The following is a 17,303-nucleotide window of genomic DNA, read 5'->3' on the forward strand; positions in this document are numbered from 1 at the left end:
CGCTGCCGGCAAGAAGCCCAAGGTCGCCATCGTCGCCGTCATGCGTAAGCTCATCGTCACCCTCAACGCCATGAGCCGACACAACCTCCCTTGGCAGCCTGCCGGCGCTTAGGCCAAAAGACAGTTGCTCCCCATATGAATGGGGAGGGTTGCTTCGCGCGATTCCACAATACCAATTTCGCTCTACGCCGGCGTCGCCGCCTGGTCGGGGTCGACCGCGCGCACGACGTAGGCGTCGACCTCCGGCCGGTAGAGCTCCCACAGGAAGCGCAGCTCGACGAGCGGCTGGGCGCTGAGATCGACCCGCAGGTCGACATAGGGGAAGCGCTCGCGATGGACCACCAGCAGCCCGGCCGACTTCACCTGGCGCAGCTCGCCGCCGGCCGCCTGCCCGGCCTCGATGGCCCGCACCAGCCGCTCGGCCAGCGGCTCGGCTTCGCTCGCCTCGAAGCTCTCGACCATGGCGTCGACCACGTCGGGGGTGCGCAGGATGTTGCCGATGGCGACGCAGTCGCGTCCGACGCGGCCCTTGGCGATCGAGGTGATCCGGCTGCCGTTGAAGAACGCTGCCCGGCCGTCGGCCGCGATCGCCGCGAGCTGGCGCCAGCCGAGATCGGGATCGCTCTGCTCGAGCGCGCGCAGGACCGCCTCGGGCGCTTCGCCGCGCTTCAAGCCGTCGAGCATGATCGGCCCGAGCCGCGGATCGGTGCGATGCTGCGTCAGCGCCGCACCGATGCCCGCCTCGGCGAAGGCGCAGCGGCTGCCCACGGCCATCGCCGAGGTGGTGACGACGGCGCCCAGCATGCCGGTGCGGGCGCAGCGGCCGGCGATCGAGAAGGTCATGGCCCGCAGTTTGACTTTCTCCGCGACAAACGCAAAGTCGGACCATGACCCTGCGTATCCTCCTCACCGGCGATTCCATCCTGCAGCGCCGGCTGCAAAGCGTCAGCGATCCCGAGCTCGCGCCCTTGTTCGACAAGGTGCGTGCGGCCGATGTCGCCTTCACCAATCTCGAGGTGCTGGCCAACGACTATCGCGGCGATCCGGCGCTCGAGTCCGGCGGATCGCATTTCGGCGCGCCGGCCTGGGTGCTCGACGAGCTGGTCGAAGCCGGCTTCTCGCTGTTCGCGACGGCGACCAACCATGCGCTCGACTATTCGATCTCGGGCCTGCTGCATTCGATCGAGGCGATGGAGCAGCGCGGGCTTTCCTTCGCCGGCGTCGGTCGCCATCTCGAGGATGCGCGGCGGCCCTGCTACCACACCCATCCCGCCGGCACCGTGGCGATGCTTTCCTGCGCCTCGTCCTTCGCCAAGGGCCAGGAGGCGGCCGCGGCCCGGCCCGATCTGCCGGGCCGCCCGGGCCTCAATCCGCTGCACTTCGAGACGATGCACGAGGTGACGGAGGCGCAGCTCGCGAGCCTGCGCGAGATCGCGGGCGAGCTCGGCCTCGAGGCCGACCGCGAGGCCAAGATCAAGATGGGCTTCGCCTTCCCGCCGGCCGATCCGTCGGTGTTCCCGCTCGGCGACATCAAGTTCAAGACGGCTAATCGCGCCGCCGTGCGCACCTCGGCCAATGCCAAGGACATCGCGGCGATGGTGCGCTGGATCGAGGAGGCGCGTGGGCTGTCCGACCTCGTCGTCGTCAGCCTGCACGCCCACGAGCAGGCCGAGAGCAAGGAGATCCCGGCCGAGTTCATTCCCGTCTTCGCGCGGCAGATGATCGATGCGGGCGCCGACATGGTGGCCGGACACGGCCCGCATCTGCTGCGCGGGCTGGAGCTCTACAAGGGCAAGCCGATCTTCTACTCGCTGGGCAACTTCATCGGCCAGAACGAGTTGGTGCAGAAGATCCCGGCCGACGGCTACGACCGGTTCCGCGCCGATCCCGATCTGAAGCCGGGCCAGGTCTACCAGGTGCGCATGCGCAACGATCAGGCAGGCTTTCCTGCCGACCGCCGCTACTGGGAATCGGTGGTGCCGGTGCTGACCTGGGAAGGCCGCGACCTGCGCGCGATCGAGCTGGTGCCGATCAGCCTCGGCTGGAAGGAGCCGCGCCACAGGCGCGGGCGCCCGCGGCTCGCCGACAGGGACGAGGGCCGCGCGGTGCTCGAGCGCTTCGCCGCGCTGTCACAGCCGTTCGGCACGACGATCGATGTTGCGGGCGCGAGCGTCGCGCTCTGACAGTACGCAAACGCTCCAATGCCTGCGATGGCTGTCACCATCGGTGCGTCATGTTCCTTGCTCCTTCGAGTCCCACCACCCGAAAGGAGAAAGCCCATGTTGACCCGTATCCTGACTGTCGCGCTCGCCGTCGGCACGTTGGCCATCGGCACCGCCTATGCCCAAACCGGCTCCACCACCAGCCCGACCAGCCCGAGCACGACCAGCCCGAGCACTGGCGGCTCCGGCTCGATGAGTGGCGGCTCGAGCATGGGCGCCGGCAGCAGCACGACCCAGCAGGCGCAAGGCGCCTTCGACGTCACGAAGTACAAGACCAAGGCCGAGTGCCTGACCGCGGCGCGCAGCGCCAAGGCCGACAGCACCCTCTGCGACGCGGTGAGGTAACGGCCTTCAGGCCGGGGTGAGGCCGCGCGACTTGATCAAGGCCTTCGCCCCCGGCGTCTGCAGGAACGCGATGAAGGCCCGGGCGAGCTCCGCCTGGGCCGCATCGCGCGCGGTGCCGGTCGTATACACGATCTGCTGATCGAGTGACGCCGGCACCGGCCCGACCACGTCGAGGCCGGGCGCCGTCAGCACGTTGATCAGGAACAGGCCGAGCTCGGCCTGGCCCGCCGCCACCGCCTCGACCAGCTTGGCCGGTCCCAGCGCGGCCTGCAGCTTGTCCTTCACCGGCGCCTCGACTCCCAACCGCTCGAACAGCTTCATCACCTGAGCGCCGGCGGCGCTCGCCGGCACCGTGCCGACCGACTTCGCCTCGAGCAGCGCCTGCTTCAGCGCCTCGGGCGAGGCGATGTCGGGCTTCGGCGCGCCGGCGCGCACCGCGACGCCCAGCCCGACCCGGGCGACGTCGACCGTAGCGCCGGCGAGCTTTGCCGCCGCTTCGGCATCGTTCAGGAACTCGCGCGGCAGCACCACGGCATCGAAGATTGAGCTCTTGGCGATCGCGATCAGCTCGGGCGTGGTGCCGTGGCGGATGGCGACCTTGTGGCCGCTCGTCTTCTCGAACTCGGCGGCGATCGGGTTGAGAGCGCCGGCGATGCCGCCGCCGGCGATCACCTGCAGGTCGGCGGCGTGCGCCGGGACGATCGCCGCCAGCGCCAGCGCGAACGGCAGGAAGACTGAAAGGGTCATGGCGCTCACTCGATCTTGACGTCCATGCTGTAGCGGGCGTTGCCGCGCGTGCTGCCGACCACGATCAGATAGGGGCCGCTGTGCGGCAGCCGGCCGGTCCAGCGCGTGGCATCGTCGCCTTCGTTGGCATGGGCCAGCGCGGTGCCGGTGAACTGCAGCAGGCCGTCGGCGTCGCGCGCGACGGACACGCCGGGCTCGTAGATCTGGAACACCGCGTTGTCGTCGGGCGCGGTGATGGTCACGGTCATGATCTGGCCGGCCGACGCGTTGAGCGCATAGAGATGGCGAGCGCCGCGCATCACGTGGCCGCCCACCGTGCCGCGCGTCGAGCCGGTGGCGAAGAAGATCGTCTTCGGCGTCGGCACGGGCTCGGCCGCCCCAACGGCAGTCATGGCCGCGGCGAGCCCCAGCAACGGTGTCAGGACCGCGGCCAGCAGGCGCATGGCTATTCCGACGTCGCGGTCTCGAACTCCGCGGGCATGGTGATCTCGAGCACCTCGAAGTCGTCGGAGTGGGCGATCTCCTTGTGCCTGATTCCCGGCGGCTGGTAGACGGTCGAGCCGGCCACCAGCTTGTGCTCGCCGTAGCCCTCGTAGTCAAAGATCGCCCAGCCCTTCAGCACGTAGATGAACTGGAAGTCGAGCGTGTGGGTATGGCGCGGCGCGTCGGCATGCGTGCCGGGCTTGGCGCGGGCGACGAGTGCCCCGACACGGCCGTTGGTCAGCTGCTCGAGGCCGAGCCGGCGGTACTCGAAGAACGGGCGCAGGCCGTCGGGCTTGAACGAATCGGGGCCGAGATGGTTGACGATGCCGAGCTCGAGCGTCTTGTCCTTCTCGGCTTCCTCGGTGGTCGGGAACAGGTCGGGCATGGAGCCTCCCGGGGTGAATATCCGTCGGCGCCATACTGACTCGTCCGTCGGTTCGGGCCAAGGTGGCGGTCATGTGCTCTTTCGATCTGGTCGTCCGCAACGCCCGCCTGGTCGACGGCCGCTCCGGTCTCGATATCGGCGTCAAGGCCGGACGGATCGCCGCCGTCGAACATGGGCTGCCGGCCGGCAGTCCCGAGATCGACGCCGGCGACCATCTCGTGTCGCCGCCCTTCGTCGACCCGCAATTCCACATGGATACCGCGCTCAGCATCGGCGTGCCGCGGCACAACGAGTCCGGCACCTTGCTCGAAGGCATCCAGATCTGGGGCGAGGGCAAGCCGTCGCTGACCGCGGAGCTCATCGCCAAGCGCGCGCTCGGCTATTGCGACTGGGCGGTCGGGCGCGGGCTGCTGGCGATCAGGAGCCACGTCGATATCGGCGATCCGCGCCTGGTCGCGGTCGACGTGCTGCTCGACGTCAAGCGCCAGGTGGCGCCGTACCTCGACCTGCAGCTCGTCGCCTTCCCGCAGGACGGCTATCTGCGCGCGCCCAAGACGCCCGAGCTGCTGGCTGAGGCGCTGCGTCGCGGCGTCGATGTGGTGGGCGGTATCCCGCATTTCGAGCGCACCATGGCCGACGGCGCCGAAGCGGTCCGCCAGCTCTGCGCGCTGGCGGCCGGGCGCGGCCTGCGCGTCGACATGCATTGCGACGAATCCGACGATCCGATGTCGCGCCATGTCGAGGCGCTGGCGGCCGAGACGATACGCTGCGGCCTGCAGGGGCGGGTGACCGGCTCGCATCTCACCTCGATGCATTCGATGGACAACTACTATGTCAGCAAGCTGATCCCGATGATGGCGGAGGCCGAGCTTGGCGTGATCGCCAATCCGCTGATCAACGTCACCCTGCAGGGCCGACAGGATACCTATCCCAAGCGGCGCGGGCTGACGCGCGTACCGGAGCTGATGGCGGCCGGCCTCACCGTCGCCTTCGGCCACGACTGCATGGTCGATCCGTTCTATCCGCTGGGCTCGGGCGACATGCTTGAGGTCGCGTCGATGGCGCTGCATGTCGCGCAGATGACCGGCCAGGCCGGCATGCGCGCCGCCTTCGATGCGGTGACGGTCAATGGCGCCAGGCTGCTCGGTCTCGAAGGCTACGGGCTGGAGCCCGGCTGCAACGCCGATTTCGTCATCCTGCAGGCGCGCGATCCGATCGAGGCGATCCGGCTGCGCGCCGCGCGGCTGCAGGTCGTGCGCCGCGGCACGGTGATCGCCGAGAACCCGCCGCAGACGGCGCGCCTGCACCTCGCCGGCCGGCCGGCGAGCACGGACTTCACGCTCGGCAGCTGATTGCCGCAGGCACCCTGCGACGCCGGCTCGTCTTCCAAATTTCATCCACAGGGACTAGGATGCCTCGCTTTCCCGCCCGTTGGCCCCTGGAAAGCACATGGCTCACATCAGACTGAACACCCATCCCCTGCAGGGCGGCCAGGCCGCTCCGGCGGTGAAGTGGGGCGCGCGCGATCCCCGCGAGCGGGGGCCGGTGGTGGGCACCGTCGCCGATCCGGGCAAGCGCAACGCCATCGGCGTGCATTCCGGCAGCTACGGCATCTATCGCGCGCTGGCGATCGCGGCGCAGGAGCTGAAGCCCGGCCACCGGCCCGACTTGACCGACACTTCGCCGGCCGAGCCGATCGGCCCGTTCGAGAGCTGGTTCGACCCGAAGAAGATCGTGTCGCTCGATCCGTGGGGCCACATGGTGGCCGAGGTGTTCGCCGACAAGCTCGCCGCCGGCTGGGACATCCGCCCGACCATTGCCGTCACCAAGGCGCACGTGAACATGCCGGAGATCGCCGACGCGATGGCGGCCGGCCGGCTGAAGCCCGACAACGACATCCTGAGCGGCTCGGGCGACGTCAAGGTGACCAAGGCCGCGATCGAGCCGGTGTGGTGGCTGCCCGGCATCGCCGAGCGCTTCGGCGTCAAGGAAGTCGATCTCCGCCGCACGCTGTTCGAGCAGACCGGCGGCATGTACACCGAGCTGGTGACGCGGCCGGACCTCGAGCTGTTCCTGCCGCCGATCGGCGGCTCGACGATCTATTTCTTCGGCGACGTGTCGAAGCTCGGCAAGCCGGAGACCAGGATCGCCTGCCGCCTCCACGACGAGTGCAACGGCTCCGACGTGTTCGGCTCCGACATCTGCACCTGCCGCCCGTATCTCGCGCACGGCATCGAGATCTGCATCGAGATGGCGCAGCAGGGCGGCGTCGGCGTGGTGATCTACAATCGCAAGGAGGGCCGCGCGCTGGGCGAGGTCACCAAGTTCCTGGTCTACAACGCGCGCAAGCGCCAGCCCGGCGGCGATTCGGCGGCGCAGTACTTCAACCGCACCGAATGCGTCGCCGGCGTGCAGGACATGCGCCTGCAGGAGCTGATGCCCGACGTGTTCCATTGGCTGGGTATCGCCCGCATCGACCGCTTCGCCTCGATGAGCAACATGAAGTCCGACGCGCTGCGCCAGCAGGGCATCGACATCGTCGAGCAGGTGCCGATCCCCGACGAGCTGATCCCGGCCGACGCCCAGGTCGAGATGGATGCCAAGAAGGCCGCCGGCTACTTCACGCCGAACAAGCCCGAGGCGACCGAGCTCGAGAAGGCCAAGGGCCGGGGGCTCAGGGAATGACCCCCACCCAACCCTCCCCCTCAGGGGGAGGGCAGGGAGCGGGTGACCTCCGCTCTCCCGCCACCATTCGCGCCAAGGCGGCCGAGATGCTGAAACATGTCGTCGACGGCCAATCGCCGTGGTGGACGGTCGATCCGCTCGGGCTGGAGGAGGCCGTGCAGGCGACGCTCGCCGTCACGCGCAAGCGCTTCGCCAATCCGGGGGCGATCCCGTTCCACTCGCGCTGGCGGCACTTCGAGGCCGGCGGCCACGACCGCTGGGCCGCACTGGCGCCACGCCTTGCAGGCGAGCCGAAGGACGAGATCGCGCGCCGCCGCATCGACCTCGCGATCGTCTCGGTGCTGCTCGATGCCGGCGCGGGCGCGGCGTGGTCCTATCGCGAGCCCGACACCGGCGAGACCTACGCGCGCTCCGAGGGGCTCGGCGTGGCGAGCTTCCACATGTTCGCGAATGGCGCCTTCAGCCGCGATCCCAAGGGCGACCCGTTGCGGGTCGATGCCGAACGGCTGTCGAAGCTGACGCCGATGGACATCGCCATGGGCTTCCAGGTGAAGGCGCACAATCCGCTGGTCGGCCTCGAAGGTCGCGTCGACCTGCTGCGCAAGCTGGGCGGGGTCGGTCTCGATCGTCCGGGTGCACTATTCGACGTGATGGTGAAGGACGGCGGCACCGTGAAGGCGGCGGCGATCTTCGCCGCGGTGCTCGACAAGCTGTCGCCGATCTGGCCGTCGCCGATGGGCGACGTCTGGCAGCATCCGGCGATCGGCTGGGTGCCGTTCCACAAGCTGTCGCAGTGGCTCTCCTACTCGCTGGTCGAGCCGATCGAGAGCGCCGATCTCAGGGTCGTCGAGCTCGATGCGCTGACCGGGCTGCCGGAGTACCGCAACGGCGGCCTGCTGGTCGATGCCGGGGCGCTCAGGCCCAAGCAGTCGAGGCTGCTGACCGATACCTTCAAGGCGGGCGACGCGGCGATCGTCGAATGGCGGGCGCTCACCGTGGCGCTGCTCGACCAGGTCGCCGAGCACGTCCGGCTGCATCTCGGGCTCGATGACCAGCGGCTGCCGCTGGTCAAGGTGCTGGAGGCCGGTACCTGGTTCGCCGGCCGCGTGCTGGCGGCCGAGCGCCGGCCGGGTGGGGGGCCGCCGATTGCCGTCGAAAGCGATGGTACAGTGTTCTGACGTGGCCGCTGTCATCCCGAGCGTAGCGAGGGATCCTTACAGCGGCTTAAAGATCCCTCGGCCTTCGGCCTCGGGATGACAAATGGGGAGCCTTCTCATGCCGTTGCCGCCGTCGATCCACGTCTCGTCGCACCCGCTGGTGCAGCACAAGCTGACCAAGATGCGCGACAAGGAGACGTCGAGCGCCAACTTCCGCCGGCTGCTGCGCGAGATCGGCCTGCTGCTGGGCTACGACGCCACGCGCGACCTGCCGCTGATGACGACTCGCATCGAGACGCCGATCGAGGCCATGGAAGCGCCGCTGCTCGACGGCAAGAAGCTGGTGATCGTGCCCATCCTGCGCGCCGGGCTGGGGCTCGCCGAGGGTGTGCTCGACCTCGTGCCGCTGGCGCGCATGGGCCATGTCGGCCTCTACCGCGATCCGCGCACGCTGCAGGCGGTCGAGTACTACTTCAAGATCCCCGGCGACATCGGCGACCGCGACGTGATCGTGTGCGATCCCATGCTGGCCACCGCGCATTCTGCGATCGCCGCGGTCGATCGCCTCAAGGAGACCGGCGCCAAGCGCATCAAGGTGATCTGCATCCTTGCCGCCGAGCCCGGCGCGCGCGCCTTCGCAGAAGTGCATCCAGATGTGCCGGTATTCACAGCCGCCGTCGATGCCAAGCTCAACGACCACGGGTATATTGTCCCCGGCCTTGGTGATGCGGGAGATCGTCTCTTCGGCACCAAGTAGCCCAAAAGGGGAGATCGACCATGGGTCCAGAGCTCAAGTATCTCTTGTTTTCGGTGTTGCTTACCTTCGTCCAGGTGCTGATCGCGGCGGCAGCGGCCAACCAGGTGGTTGGCCTGACGACGCTGGCCGGCAATCGCGACGACATGCCGACCTACACCGGCTTCGCCGGCCGCGCCAAGCGCGCACATCTCAACATGCTCGAGAACATGGCGCTGTTCTCGGCGCTGGTGCTGATCGCCGTCGTCGCCCAGAAGACCAACGCCACGACCGCGATGGGCGCCCTGATCTTCTTCTGGGCGCGGCTGATCTACGCGGTGATCTACCTGCTCGGCGTTCCCTGGCTGCGTACGCTGGCCTGGTTCGTGTCGGTGATCGGCATGGTCATGGTCGCCTGGCCGCTGTTCGCCTGACCTGCATCTCGGCCGACCGGCATCACTGCTTGTGCTCGTGCTGACCGGGCGTCGCCCCGATCGGCACGACCACCAGCTCGACATCGATCTTGCCGGCCTTCTCGAAGGTCAGGGTCACCGGCACCTTCTCGCCCTGTTTGAAGGGTGCCTTCAGCCCCATCATCATCAGGTGCAGGCCGCCCGGCGCCAGAGTCACCGTCGCGCCGGGGGCGATCTCGAGGCCCTTCTCGATCTCGCGCATGCGCATGACGTTACCGTCCATCTTCATCTCATGGACCTGGACCATGTCCGCCGCCGGGCTCTTGGCGGAGACCAGCCGGTCCGGCGTCGTGCCGGTATTGGTGATGCTGAGGAAGCCGCCGCCCGAAGGCGCGGTCGGCGGCGTGGCGCGCGCCCAGGGATTGCCGATCTGCAGGGCGCCGAGCTTGTAGTCGTGGGCGATCGCCGGCGCGGCGACGAGCAGCAGCGCCAGCAGGGACAGAAGACGGAAACGACGGGACAAAACAAACCTCCTTGCTCTAGTTGTGGACGCGCGGCTGGGCGTCCAGCCATTTGCGCACCGTCGACAGATCGGCAACCCCCGGCAGCACGGTGCGGTTGCCGTCCGCGGCGACCAGAACGGTGCGGGGCAGCTCACCGCTCCAGCCCGGATCGATCTCATAGCGCAGCCGCTCGTTGAAGCGGTCGGCGAAGGCCCAGTTCTCGGCCCTGTCGAGGCCGGCCCGCTGTAGCGCGCCGTTCACCTGCTCGACAGGCTGCGGCAGCGGATCGGCGGCGACCAGCACCAGGCGCATGTCCGGCCGCTCGGCCATCAACTTGCCCCAATGCGGCATCTCGACGAGGCAGGGGGCGCAGGTCACGCCCCAGAAGTGGATGATCGTGGGCTGGCCGGCATGCCGGGCGGCGAGCTTGCTCCAGCTGCCGCGCTCGAACGGCATCGGATCGGCATGCGCCGCGCGCAGGATGGCGACGGCCGACAGGCCGAGCGTGATCAGCGCGAGGACGATGACGATGGAGCGTCTCATGTCGATTCTCCGATGGCGATGAGGCGGTAGCCCTCGTTCTTGGTCAGCCAGGACAGGAAGACCTGCGCGCCGCGGGCGATCAGCAGGGGATGATCGGAGGCATCGGCCGTCTCGGCGACGGTGCGCGGCTCGCTCCAGTGGCGGCCGCCGTCCTGGCTGACCTCCCAGCGGACCAGCGCCTTCTCGCCGTCGAACTCCTTCCACACCAGGTGGACGGCATTGGCCGTGGCGAGCACGTAGGGCCGCGCGGGCTGGCGGTCAGGCGCGGACAGGGCGCGCGGCGCGCCGAACGGCGCATCGGCATTGTCGGCACGGGCATAGAACAGTCCCTGCCGCGCCGCGCCGCCGGTGAACCAGGCCGCGTGGTACGAGCCGTCGGGCGCGATCGCGAGGCTCGGCCCATGGTGCGGGCAGGCCTCGATCTTCCAGTCGTCGACGCTGACGCGACGCAAGGGGCCGGGGGTCGTCGGGTTGGCGAAGGTGACGACGGCGTGATCGCGCACCGATCCCGCGAAGACATTGCGGAAGATGATGGCGGGTCGCCCCGGCCCGGCAAAAGCGAGGCCGAGGCGACAGCATTCGCAGGTGTTGTCGAAGGCGAGCTTGGTATCGGAGAAGCCGCCGCGCTCGTCCGCCCACGCATAGGCCAGCGCCGCCCCGGGATAGGGCTTTCCGGCGGCGATCGTCGCGGCGGCGTTACGCTTGTCGAGCCAGGCGGCGAAGACGCGCCCGTCGGGATCGACGCCGACGGTCTGGAAGCGCTGGCTCGTCGACTCCGGCGTGACCGGGACGGGCGGCGCGAAGCTTGCGCCGCCATCGGTCGAGCGCGTCGCGTAGACGCGCCCGTTGAAACGCTTGTCCTGGAAGATCGCGTAGGTGACGACCAGCGCGCCCGTCCTGTCGAGCGCGAGCTGTGGCCGAGAATCGGGCCCCCAATCGATGCTGATCGGATCGGCTGTGACCGACACCGGCGCCGAGAAGGTCTTGCCGAGGTCAGTGGACTTCGCGACCAGCACGCGGTCCGCCATGCCGCGCGCGACCCAGAGCGTGCCGTCCGGCGCGAAGGCCGGTGTGGCGGTGAAGGCGTCCTTCGCATCGCCATGGTGCTGATGCTGGGCGGCCGCGGCGCCGGCCAGCACGACGAAGGCGAGGGTGGAGAGGGTGAGACGCATGGTGATTTCCTTCATCATGGCGCTCAAAACCGGGCGCGCATACCGACGGCGGCGGTCAGCGGCATCCCGAGCGCCGGGATGGCGGTGGGGTTGACGAACGGCCCCTCGAAACTGGTCGTCGAGTAGCCCGCTGCCAAGTACTGCGCGTTCGTCAGGTTCTGGATGGCACCGTAGATATCGATCGACTTGTTGAAGGAATAGGTCATCGCCAGGTCGATCAAGGTCGCGGCGTCGTTCAACTGCGTGTGACCGGTGTTGTTCCAGTAGGCCGGGAACGACTTGAGGCTGATGTTGATCGACAGGTCGGCAATCGGCCGCCATTCCGCTGCGGCCGTCAGCATCCAGTTCGGCACTTGGCCGAGCTGGACGCCGGTGCGCAGCAGGTTGGGCATGGTGGTGCTGGTCAGGTAGGCGGTGGTCTGGGTGAAGCCGCCGCTGAGCCGCAGCTCCGGCAGCGGCTGCCAGCTTGCGATCACCTCGAAGCCGGTGAACCGCGCGTTGCCGACATTGATGTACTGGTTGACGCTGGTGATGCCGGTCAGGCCGGCTGCCGTCGCGAACGGCGCGGCGCACGCCGCATTGGCGGTGCAGATCGACACGAAGTCGATGAAGTTGTCGAGGTTGTTGTTGAACCAGGTCGCCGACAGCGAGACCTTTTTCCAGTTGAAGTCGAAGCCGACCTCCTGGCCGAAGTTGGTCATCGGCTGCAGGTTCGGGTTGGTGGTGGTGAAGCTCGTGCCGGCGGCGAAGCTCCGGTACATCTGGTTCATGCCCGGCGCCGAGAAGTTGCGGTAGGCCGCGCCGCGCAGCGTCAGCTGGTCGGTGGCGTAGAACTTCAGTCCGATGCGTGGGTCGAAGCTCGAATAGGCCGAATCGGCAATGGGGTTGATCGCCCCGGCATTCTGATTGAAGAAGCTGGCGTTCATCGCTTGGTAAAAGTCGCCGCGCAGGCCGACCGTGACATCGAGCGGAATGGCCTTGAACGCGTAGGTGCCTTGCCCGAAGACGCCCTCGAGCCGGTGCTCACCGCGCGCGACGAACGTCGTCGGGTTGGCGGTGGCGCTGGCATAGAGGTTGAGGTTGTCGGTGATCTGGATGCGGCGCGCGTCGACGCCGATCTTGATGTCCTTCAGCGGGCCGGCCTCGAGCTGGTAGAAGATCGAGCCGCCCTGGTTGTTGTTCGGCGCGGTCTCGCGCTGGCTGACGAACTGGTTGAGCGCGTTGATGTTGTTCAGGCTGTAGCTGCCGCTGCTGGCGTTGGTCGTGCCGAAGGTGCCGCCCGCGGCCCAGGCGCTGAAGTTGATCGACGACGTCTCGTCGAGTTTGTGGCTGCCGCCCGCCAGCAGGCGGTAGGTCGACCACTGATTGTTGGCCATCTGCCACGTCAGCCCGCTCTCCGAGGCCTGATGGTAGTAGCCCTTGACGAACAGCTTGGTCGACTCTCCGGGCGTCAGGTAGGCGGAGAAGGTGACGTTGTCGACCCACGACGCGGTCGGCACGAGATTGGCGTTCTGGTATTGCGCCGGCGTGAGGTTGTAGCCGCTGCTCTGCGAATGGGCGTAGCTCAGGCCGGCCTTCAGCTTGTCGTTGAAGATCATGCTGCCGTAGCCTTCGCCGTTGAAGGTGTTGTAGCTGCCGTAGTTGGCGTCGAGAGCGACGCCGGTGCGCGACGGCTCGCGGGTGATGATGTTGACCACGCCACCCATCGCCATGTTGCCCCACAGGCTGGTGGCGCCGCCGCCGCGGATCACCTCGATGCGCTCGATCGAGGCCTTCGAGACCTGGCTCCAATCGACCGTCCGGAAGTACGGGTCGTTGATCGGCACGCCGTCGACCATGACCAGGGTGTTGATCGTGGTGCTCGACCCGAAGCCGCGGATGTTGAAGGGCTGGCCGGTCGGATGGAGCTGGCCGGTCGGGATGGTCGGCGACCAGACGCCGGGAATGCGGTTGACGATCTGGTCCAGGCTGGTCTGCGGCATGACCTGGATCTGCTCGCGCGTGATGACCGTGGTGCTGACGTCGAGCTTCTCGATGTCGGTGCCGCGGCCCGCCGTGACGGTCACGGCCGGCATTTGCGGCGTTTCGGTCTGGGCGCGCGCCAGGACCGGGATGAGCGCAAGGCCCAGGAAGGCGGCACTCGTCGCCGCGTGCAGTGAGAAACGCAAGATGAACTCTCCCCTCGGAAGACAAACGACAGCGGCGCGCCGAAGCGCGTCGCGTTGCGGGTGTCAGACGAGGAGAGACGGAGGGCCGCGGGGTTGCTGCGGGCCGTCGCGGATGCCGGCGGAGCCGGTCTGATCGACCGGCAGCGACGGCGGCAGAGCCGGCGCGCTGGCCAGCAGGAGAACGAAGGCCGATGACGGCGCCAGGAGCGCCGGCGCATGGGCAAGGCCCAGGCAGCATTCGTGATCGACGGTCGAGGCAGGCGCCGAGCCGGGCTGGCTGTCGCGCTCGTCCGGCGCCGATTTGCAGAACATCGACCACACGGTGGACGGCGCGCCGTCGCGCATCAGCGCGGCATGCGCCAGCGGCTGCAGGAAATTGAGCGTGATCGCGAACAGCGCCAAGGCGAACGCCATGGCGCGCCACTGCGATTGGTGGCCGCGACCTCTCATGGCGCGAGCATAGTCGGCCGCAGCATCGGCCTCCACTGTTTCCTGGCGAACGGTCGGGGCCTGGAGTCGCAGGTGCTGCCGTTCAGCCAGTCCGCCGGCGGAACGACGACCGCGATGCGCTGCAGCGCCTAATCCCTGAGACCGCCGGTCAGACCGCCGTCCAGCCCCCGTCGACCACCAGCTCGGCGCCGGTGACGTAGGAGGATTCGTCCGACGCGAGGAACAGGATGGCGGACGCCACCTCGTCGACCTCGCCGGCGCGGCCGAGCGGCACACCCTTCAGCGTCTTGGCGCGCGTCGCCGGATCGGCGGTGCGGCCCGAGGTCCGCATCGGCGGCATCAGGCCGGGATGGACCGAATTGACGCGGATGTTGTCGCGGCCATGCTGCGCCGCACCCGCCTTGGTGAGCAGGCGCACCGCGCCCTTCGAGGCGTTGTAGCCGACATGGATGTAGCCCTGGCCGACGATGCCGGAGACCGACGACAGGTTGATCACCGAGCCCTTGCCGCGCTTCTTCATGGCCGCGATGCCGTGCTTCATGCCGAGGAAGACGCCGGTGGCGTTGATGCCCATCAGCCGGTTCCAGGCGGCGGTGTCGTAGAGATCCTGCTCGGCCGAGCCCGAGATGCCGGCGTTGTTGACCAGCACATCGAGGCCGCCGGCGCTCTTCTCGATCTCGGCGACGGTCGCCTGCCAGCCGGCCTCGTCGGTGACGTCGAGATGGAGATAGTGGGCCTTGCCTTGCGCCTTCTTGATGCCGTCGACGACCTCGGCGCCCTCCCGGTCGAGGAGATCGGCAACGAAGACTGTCGCGCCCTCGCGGCCGAACATTCGTGCGGTCGCCGCGCCCATGCCGCTCGCGGCGCCGGTGATCAGCGCGACCTTGTCCTTCATGCGCATTGGCGTTCCTCCGTTGTTCGCTTCGCTCTCAGGCCAGCCTCAAGCCGACGATGCCGGCAACGATCAGCAGGATCGAGACGACGCGCATGGCCGATGCGGGATCGCCGAACAGCAGCAGGCCGGTGACGAAGGCGCCGACCGCGCCGATGCCGGTCCAGACGGCGTAGGCGGTGCCCATCGGGATGGCCCGCTGTGCCAGCATGAGCAGCGCGCCGCTGACCGCCATGCTGGCGACCGCGAAGAGAAGCCACCAGACCTGGACGCCGTCCGGCGTCCAACCCTTCTTCAGGCCGAGCGGCCAGCCGATTTCGAACAGCCCTGCGACGACAAGATACAGCCAAGCCATGTTCTCGACCCCCCCGGTTTCAGGCGGGGCGTCGTTGACGGAGGCCGGCCAGCCTGTTCAGATCACAGGATTGCACGCATCTTGCAAGATAGCGAGAGCGTCCGTGGGATGGCCAAGATAGGGGTACTGCTATGAACGAGCGTGAATTGCGGGGTTTGATCGCCCACGTCAAGACCGGACGCCTGTCCCGGCGCGGCTTCGTGCGGCGCATGATGGCGGTGGGGCTGACGGCGCCGATGGCGACGCAGCTGCTGGCCATCTCCGGTGTGGCGATGGCGCAGTCGCCGTCGACCTACAAGCCGACCAAGCGCGGCGGCGGCGGACATCTGAAGGTGCTGTGGTGGCAGGGCGCGACCCTGCTCAATCCGCACTTCGCGGTCGGCACCAAGGACCAGGACGGCTCGCGCTTCTTCTACGAGCCGCTGGCCGGCTGGGATGCCAACGGCAATCTCAAGCCGGTGCTGGCCGAATCGATTCCCGGCCGCGAGGACGGCACTTTGGCCGCCGACGGCAAGTCGGTGACCTGGAAGGTCAAGAAGAACGTGAAGTGGCACGACGGCAAGCCGTTCACCGCCGACGACGTGCTCTTCAATTGGGAATATGCCCGCGATCCGGCGGCGGCGGCGACCACCAGCGCCACCTACAAGGACGTCAAGGTCGAGAAGGTCGACGACTACACGGTCAAGGTGCTGTTCGACGCGCCGACGCCGTTCTGGGCGCTCGCCTTCGTCGGCGCGCAGGGCATGATCATTCCCAAGCACCTGTTCGCCGACTACATGGGCGCCAAGTCGCGCGACGCGCCGACCAACCTCAAGCCGGTCGGCACCGGGCCTTACATGTTCAAGGACTTCAAGCCGGGCGACATGGTCACCGGCGTGATCAACCCCAACTACCACGACGCCAACAAGCCGTACTTCGACAGCTTCGAGATGAAGGGCGGCGGCGACGCCGTGTCGGCGGCGCGCGCCGTATTGCAGACCGGCGAGTACGACTTCGCCTGGAACCTGCAGGTCGAGGACGAGATCCTCCAGCGCCTGGAGAAGGGCGGCAAGGGCAGGGTCTCGATCTCGCCCGGCGGCAACATGGAGCACATCCAGCTCAACACCACCGACCCGTGGACCCCTGATGCCGACGGCGAACGCTCCAAGCTCGGCACCAAGCATCCGACGCTGCAGTTCCCCGAGGTGCGCCAGGCGCTCAGCGTGCTGGTCGACAAGGATTCGGTCGAGAAATACATCTACGGCCGCACCGGCAACGCCACCGCGAACTTCGTCAACAATCCGGAGAAGTTCCGCTCGAAGAACACCAAGTACGAGTTCAACGTCGACAAGGCGAACGAGATCCTCGACAAGGCCGGCTGGAAGAAGGGCGCCGACGGCATCCGCGAGAAGGACGGCAAGAAGCTGAAGTTCGTCTACCAGACCTCGATCAACCAGCCGCGCCAGAAGACCCAGGCGATCGTCAAGCAGGCCTGCCAGAAGGCCGGCATCGACATCGAGGTCAAGGCGGTCACGGCGTCGGTGTTCTTCTCGTCCGACGTCGCCAACCCCGACACCTATACCAAGTTCTACTGCGACCTGCAGATGTACACGGTGACCATGACGCAGCCCGATCCCGAGCTGTTCATGAAGCAGTTCCTCAGCGAGGAGCAGGCGACCAAGGCCAACAAGTGGCAGGGCCGCAACATCACCCGCTGGTCGAGCAAGGAGTACGACGACAACTTCAAGGCCGGCCAGGCCGAGCTCGACCCGGTCAAGCGCGCCGCGATCTTCATCAAGGCCAACGACCTGGTGATCGCCAACCAGGTCGTGATCCCGGTGATCGCGCGCCACGCCGTGCAGGCGATGGCCAACAAGCTGCACGCCAACATGAGCGGCTGGGACAACAACACCTGGGACATCCAGGACTGGTTCAAGGACGCGTGACGGGGGCAGCGTGAGCATGAAGCTCATGGCTGGGAGAGCGCCACTCCAGTGGCGCTCTTCCGGTGCCTCAGCAACGGGATTTGTTCTGCACCGTGCGGCGCCCGCGCTTCGCTCACTGCGTTCGC

Annotated in this window: 19 protein-coding genes and 1 pseudogene; 9 read left to right on the top strand and 11 right to left on the bottom strand. The window is 67.9% G+C overall.

Translation table 11 applies throughout. The features are described from left to right. A pseudogene (locus tag J0J01_RS31855) lies at positions 1-112 on the top strand (IS110 family transposase); the annotation flags it as partial. A gap of 71 nt (positions 113-183) precedes the next feature. On the opposite strand, the gene J0J01_RS31860 reads toward J0J01_RS31855, so the two are convergent. Beyond that, positions 184-843, bottom strand: a complete 660-nt coding sequence (locus J0J01_RS31860; protein ID WP_296387667.1) for a DUF1028 domain-containing protein — start codon at positions 841-843, stop codon at positions 184-186. 44 nt (positions 844-887) lie between these two features. Here J0J01_RS31860 and J0J01_RS31865 point away from each other — a divergent pair, with 44 nt between their 5' ends. Continuing rightward, positions 888-2,183, top strand: coding sequence for a CapA family protein (locus tag J0J01_RS31865; protein ID WP_296387668.1), 1,296 nt, complete (start codon positions 888-890; stop codon positions 2,181-2,183). Between the two features lie 96 nt (positions 2,184-2,279). Then, a complete protein-coding gene (locus J0J01_RS31870) occupies positions 2,280-2,567 on the top strand; it encodes a hypothetical protein (RefSeq protein WP_296387669.1) in 288 nt (95 codons plus the stop codon). A 6-nt stretch (positions 2,568-2,573) separates the two neighbouring features. On the opposite strand, the gene J0J01_RS31875 is transcribed toward J0J01_RS31870, so the two are convergent. The 3 genes from J0J01_RS31875 to J0J01_RS31885 are packed head-to-tail and all read right to left on the bottom strand — an operon-like array spanning position 2,574 to position 4,182. Further along, positions 2,574-3,314 (bottom strand): substrate-binding domain-containing protein, encoded by a 741-nt coding sequence (locus J0J01_RS31875; protein WP_296387670.1) that lies wholly within the window; start codon positions 3,312-3,314, stop codon positions 2,574-2,576. Positions 3,315-3,319: 5 nt separating this feature from the next. After that, on the bottom strand, positions 3,320-3,757 hold the full coding sequence (locus J0J01_RS31880; RefSeq protein WP_296387671.1) for a hypothetical protein: 438 nt from the start codon (positions 3,755-3,757) through the stop codon (positions 3,320-3,322). 2 nt (positions 3,758-3,759) lie between these two features. Further along, on the bottom strand, positions 3,760-4,182 hold the full coding sequence (locus J0J01_RS31885; RefSeq protein WP_296387672.1) for a cupin domain-containing protein: 423 nt from the start codon (positions 4,180-4,182) through the stop codon (positions 3,760-3,762). Positions 4,183-4,253: 71 nt separating this feature from the next. On the opposite strand from J0J01_RS31885, the gene J0J01_RS31890 reads away from it, so the two are divergent. The 5 genes from J0J01_RS31890 to J0J01_RS31910 all read left to right on the top strand — a co-directional run bounded on the left by J0J01_RS31890 (position 4,254) and on the right by J0J01_RS31910 (position 9,191). Next, positions 4,254-5,534: an amidohydrolase family protein gene (locus tag J0J01_RS31890; protein ID WP_296387673.1), complete on the top strand. Its 1,281-nt coding sequence runs from the start codon at positions 4,254-4,256 to the stop codon at positions 5,532-5,534. A 97-nt stretch (positions 5,535-5,631) separates the two neighbouring features. Next, the gene (locus J0J01_RS31895; RefSeq protein WP_296387674.1) at positions 5,632-6,867 is read left to right on the top strand and encodes a GTP cyclohydrolase II; all 1,236 of its coding nucleotides are present in this window, start codon (positions 5,632-5,634) and stop codon (positions 6,865-6,867) included. After that, the gene (locus J0J01_RS31900) at positions 6,864-8,045 is read left to right on the top strand and encodes a URC4/urg3 family protein (RefSeq protein ID WP_296387675.1); all 1,182 of its coding nucleotides are present in this window, start codon (positions 6,864-6,866) and stop codon (positions 8,043-8,045) included. Before J0J01_RS31895 ends, J0J01_RS31900 begins: the two co-directional genes overlap by 4 nt. A gap of 97 nt (positions 8,046-8,142) precedes the next feature. Further along, positions 8,143-8,781: a uracil phosphoribosyltransferase gene (gene upp / locus J0J01_RS31905; RefSeq protein ID WP_296387676.1), complete on the top strand. Its 639-nt coding sequence runs from the start codon at positions 8,143-8,145 to the stop codon at positions 8,779-8,781. A 20-nt stretch (positions 8,782-8,801) separates the two neighbouring features. Beyond that, positions 8,802-9,191, top strand: a complete 390-nt coding sequence (locus J0J01_RS31910; RefSeq protein ID WP_296387677.1) for an MAPEG family protein — start codon at positions 8,802-8,804, stop codon at positions 9,189-9,191. 22 nt (positions 9,192-9,213) lie between these two features. Here J0J01_RS31910 and J0J01_RS31915 read toward each other — a convergent pair whose 3' ends face one another. From J0J01_RS31915 to J0J01_RS31945, 7 genes are all read right to left on the bottom strand, one after another. Beyond that, a complete protein-coding gene (locus tag J0J01_RS31915) occupies positions 9,214-9,693 on the bottom strand; it encodes a copper chaperone PCu(A)C (protein WP_296387678.1) in 480 nt (159 codons plus the stop codon). Between the two features lie 16 nt (positions 9,694-9,709). Continuing rightward, positions 9,710-10,216, bottom strand: a complete 507-nt coding sequence (locus J0J01_RS31920) for a TlpA family protein disulfide reductase (RefSeq protein WP_296387679.1) — start codon at positions 10,214-10,216, stop codon at positions 9,710-9,712. Next, positions 10,213-11,388 carry an exo-alpha-sialidase gene (locus tag J0J01_RS31925; protein WP_296387680.1) on the bottom strand — a complete coding sequence of 392 codons (1,176 nt, stop codon included), beginning with the start codon at positions 11,386-11,388 and terminating at the stop codon, positions 10,213-10,215. The genes J0J01_RS31920 and J0J01_RS31925 overlap by 4 nt, the downstream gene beginning before the upstream one ends. 23 nt (positions 11,389-11,411) lie before the next feature. After that, a complete protein-coding gene (locus J0J01_RS31930) occupies positions 11,412-13,556 on the bottom strand; it encodes a TonB-dependent receptor (RefSeq protein ID WP_296387681.1) in 2,145 nt (714 codons plus the stop codon). A gap of 63 nt (positions 13,557-13,619) precedes the next feature. Continuing rightward, a complete protein-coding gene (locus tag J0J01_RS31935) occupies positions 13,620-14,006 on the bottom strand; it encodes a DUF2946 family protein (RefSeq protein WP_296387682.1) in 387 nt (128 codons plus the stop codon). Positions 14,007-14,154: 148 nt separating this feature from the next. Further along, complete coding sequence (locus J0J01_RS31940; protein ID WP_296387683.1) at positions 14,155-14,901, bottom strand: glucose 1-dehydrogenase; 747 nt, start codon at positions 14,899-14,901, stop codon at positions 14,155-14,157. A gap of 34 nt (positions 14,902-14,935) precedes the next feature. Continuing rightward, the gene (locus J0J01_RS31945; RefSeq protein WP_296387684.1) at positions 14,936-15,253 is read right to left on the bottom strand and encodes a multidrug efflux SMR transporter; all 318 of its coding nucleotides are present in this window, start codon (positions 15,251-15,253) and stop codon (positions 14,936-14,938) included. Positions 15,254-15,384: 131 nt separating this feature from the next. On the opposite strand from J0J01_RS31945, the gene J0J01_RS31950 reads away from it, so the two are divergent. Continuing rightward, complete coding sequence (locus J0J01_RS31950; RefSeq protein ID WP_296387685.1) at positions 15,385-17,178, top strand: peptide ABC transporter substrate-binding protein; 1,794 nt, start codon at positions 15,385-15,387, stop codon at positions 17,176-17,178. The last annotated feature ends 125 nt before the right edge of the window (positions 17,179-17,303 follow it).

This window comes from Reyranella sp., from assembly GCF_017305915.1.
In the GTDB taxonomy this organism is placed as follows: domain Bacteria; phylum Pseudomonadota; class Alphaproteobacteria; order Reyranellales; family Reyranellaceae; genus Reyranella.

What these genes read in the sequence shown, in the direction of transcription:
- J0J01_RS31925 (WP_296387680.1), bottom strand. Translation starts at nt 11,388, where the DNA reads ATGCGTCTCACCCTCTCCACCCTCGCCTTCGTCGTGCTGGCCGGCGCC.
- J0J01_RS31875 (WP_296387670.1), bottom strand. Translation starts at nt 3,314, where the DNA reads ATGACCCTTTCAGTCTTCCTGCCGTTCGCGCTGGCGCTGGCGGCGATC.
- J0J01_RS31890 (WP_296387673.1), top strand. Translation starts at nt 4,254, where the DNA reads ATGTGCTCTTTCGATCTGGTCGTCCGCAACGCCCGCCTGGTCGACGGC.
- J0J01_RS31940 (WP_296387683.1), bottom strand. Translation starts at nt 14,901, where the DNA reads ATGAAGGACAAGGTCGCGCTGATCACCGGCGCCGCGAGCGGCATGGGC.
- J0J01_RS31935 (WP_296387682.1), bottom strand. Translation starts at nt 14,006, where the DNA reads ATGAGAGGTCGCGGCCACCAATCGCAGTGGCGCGCCATGGCGTTCGCC.
- J0J01_RS31885 (WP_296387672.1), bottom strand. Translation starts at nt 4,182, where the DNA reads ATGCCCGACCTGTTCCCGACCACCGAGGAAGCCGAGAAGGACAAGACG.
- J0J01_RS31865 (WP_296387668.1), top strand. Translation starts at nt 888, where the DNA reads ATGACCCTGCGTATCCTCCTCACCGGCGATTCCATCCTGCAGCGCCGG.
- J0J01_RS31895 (WP_296387674.1), top strand. Translation starts at nt 5,632, where the DNA reads ATGGCTCACATCAGACTGAACACCCATCCCCTGCAGGGCGGCCAGGCC.
- J0J01_RS31860 (WP_296387667.1), bottom strand. Translation starts at nt 843, where the DNA reads ATGACCTTCTCGATCGCCGGCCGCTGCGCCCGCACCGGCATGCTGGGC.
- J0J01_RS31920 (WP_296387679.1), bottom strand. Translation starts at nt 10,216, where the DNA reads ATGAGACGCTCCATCGTCATCGTCCTCGCGCTGATCACGCTCGGCCTG.
- J0J01_RS31950 (WP_296387685.1), top strand. Translation starts at nt 15,385, where the DNA reads ATGAACGAGCGTGAATTGCGGGGTTTGATCGCCCACGTCAAGACCGGA.
- J0J01_RS31900 (WP_296387675.1), top strand. Translation starts at nt 6,864, where the DNA reads ATGACCCCCACCCAACCCTCCCCCTCAGGGGGAGGGCAGGGAGCGGGT.
- J0J01_RS31910 (WP_296387677.1), top strand. Translation starts at nt 8,802, where the DNA reads ATGGGTCCAGAGCTCAAGTATCTCTTGTTTTCGGTGTTGCTTACCTTC.
- upp (WP_296387676.1), top strand. Translation starts at nt 8,143, where the DNA reads ATGCCGTTGCCGCCGTCGATCCACGTCTCGTCGCACCCGCTGGTGCAG.
- J0J01_RS31870 (WP_296387669.1), top strand. Translation starts at nt 2,280, where the DNA reads ATGTTGACCCGTATCCTGACTGTCGCGCTCGCCGTCGGCACGTTGGCC.
- J0J01_RS31880 (WP_296387671.1), bottom strand. Translation starts at nt 3,757, where the DNA reads ATGCGCCTGCTGGCCGCGGTCCTGACACCGTTGCTGGGGCTCGCCGCG.
- J0J01_RS31945 (WP_296387684.1), bottom strand. Translation starts at nt 15,253, where the DNA reads ATGGCTTGGCTGTATCTTGTCGTCGCAGGGCTGTTCGAAATCGGCTGG.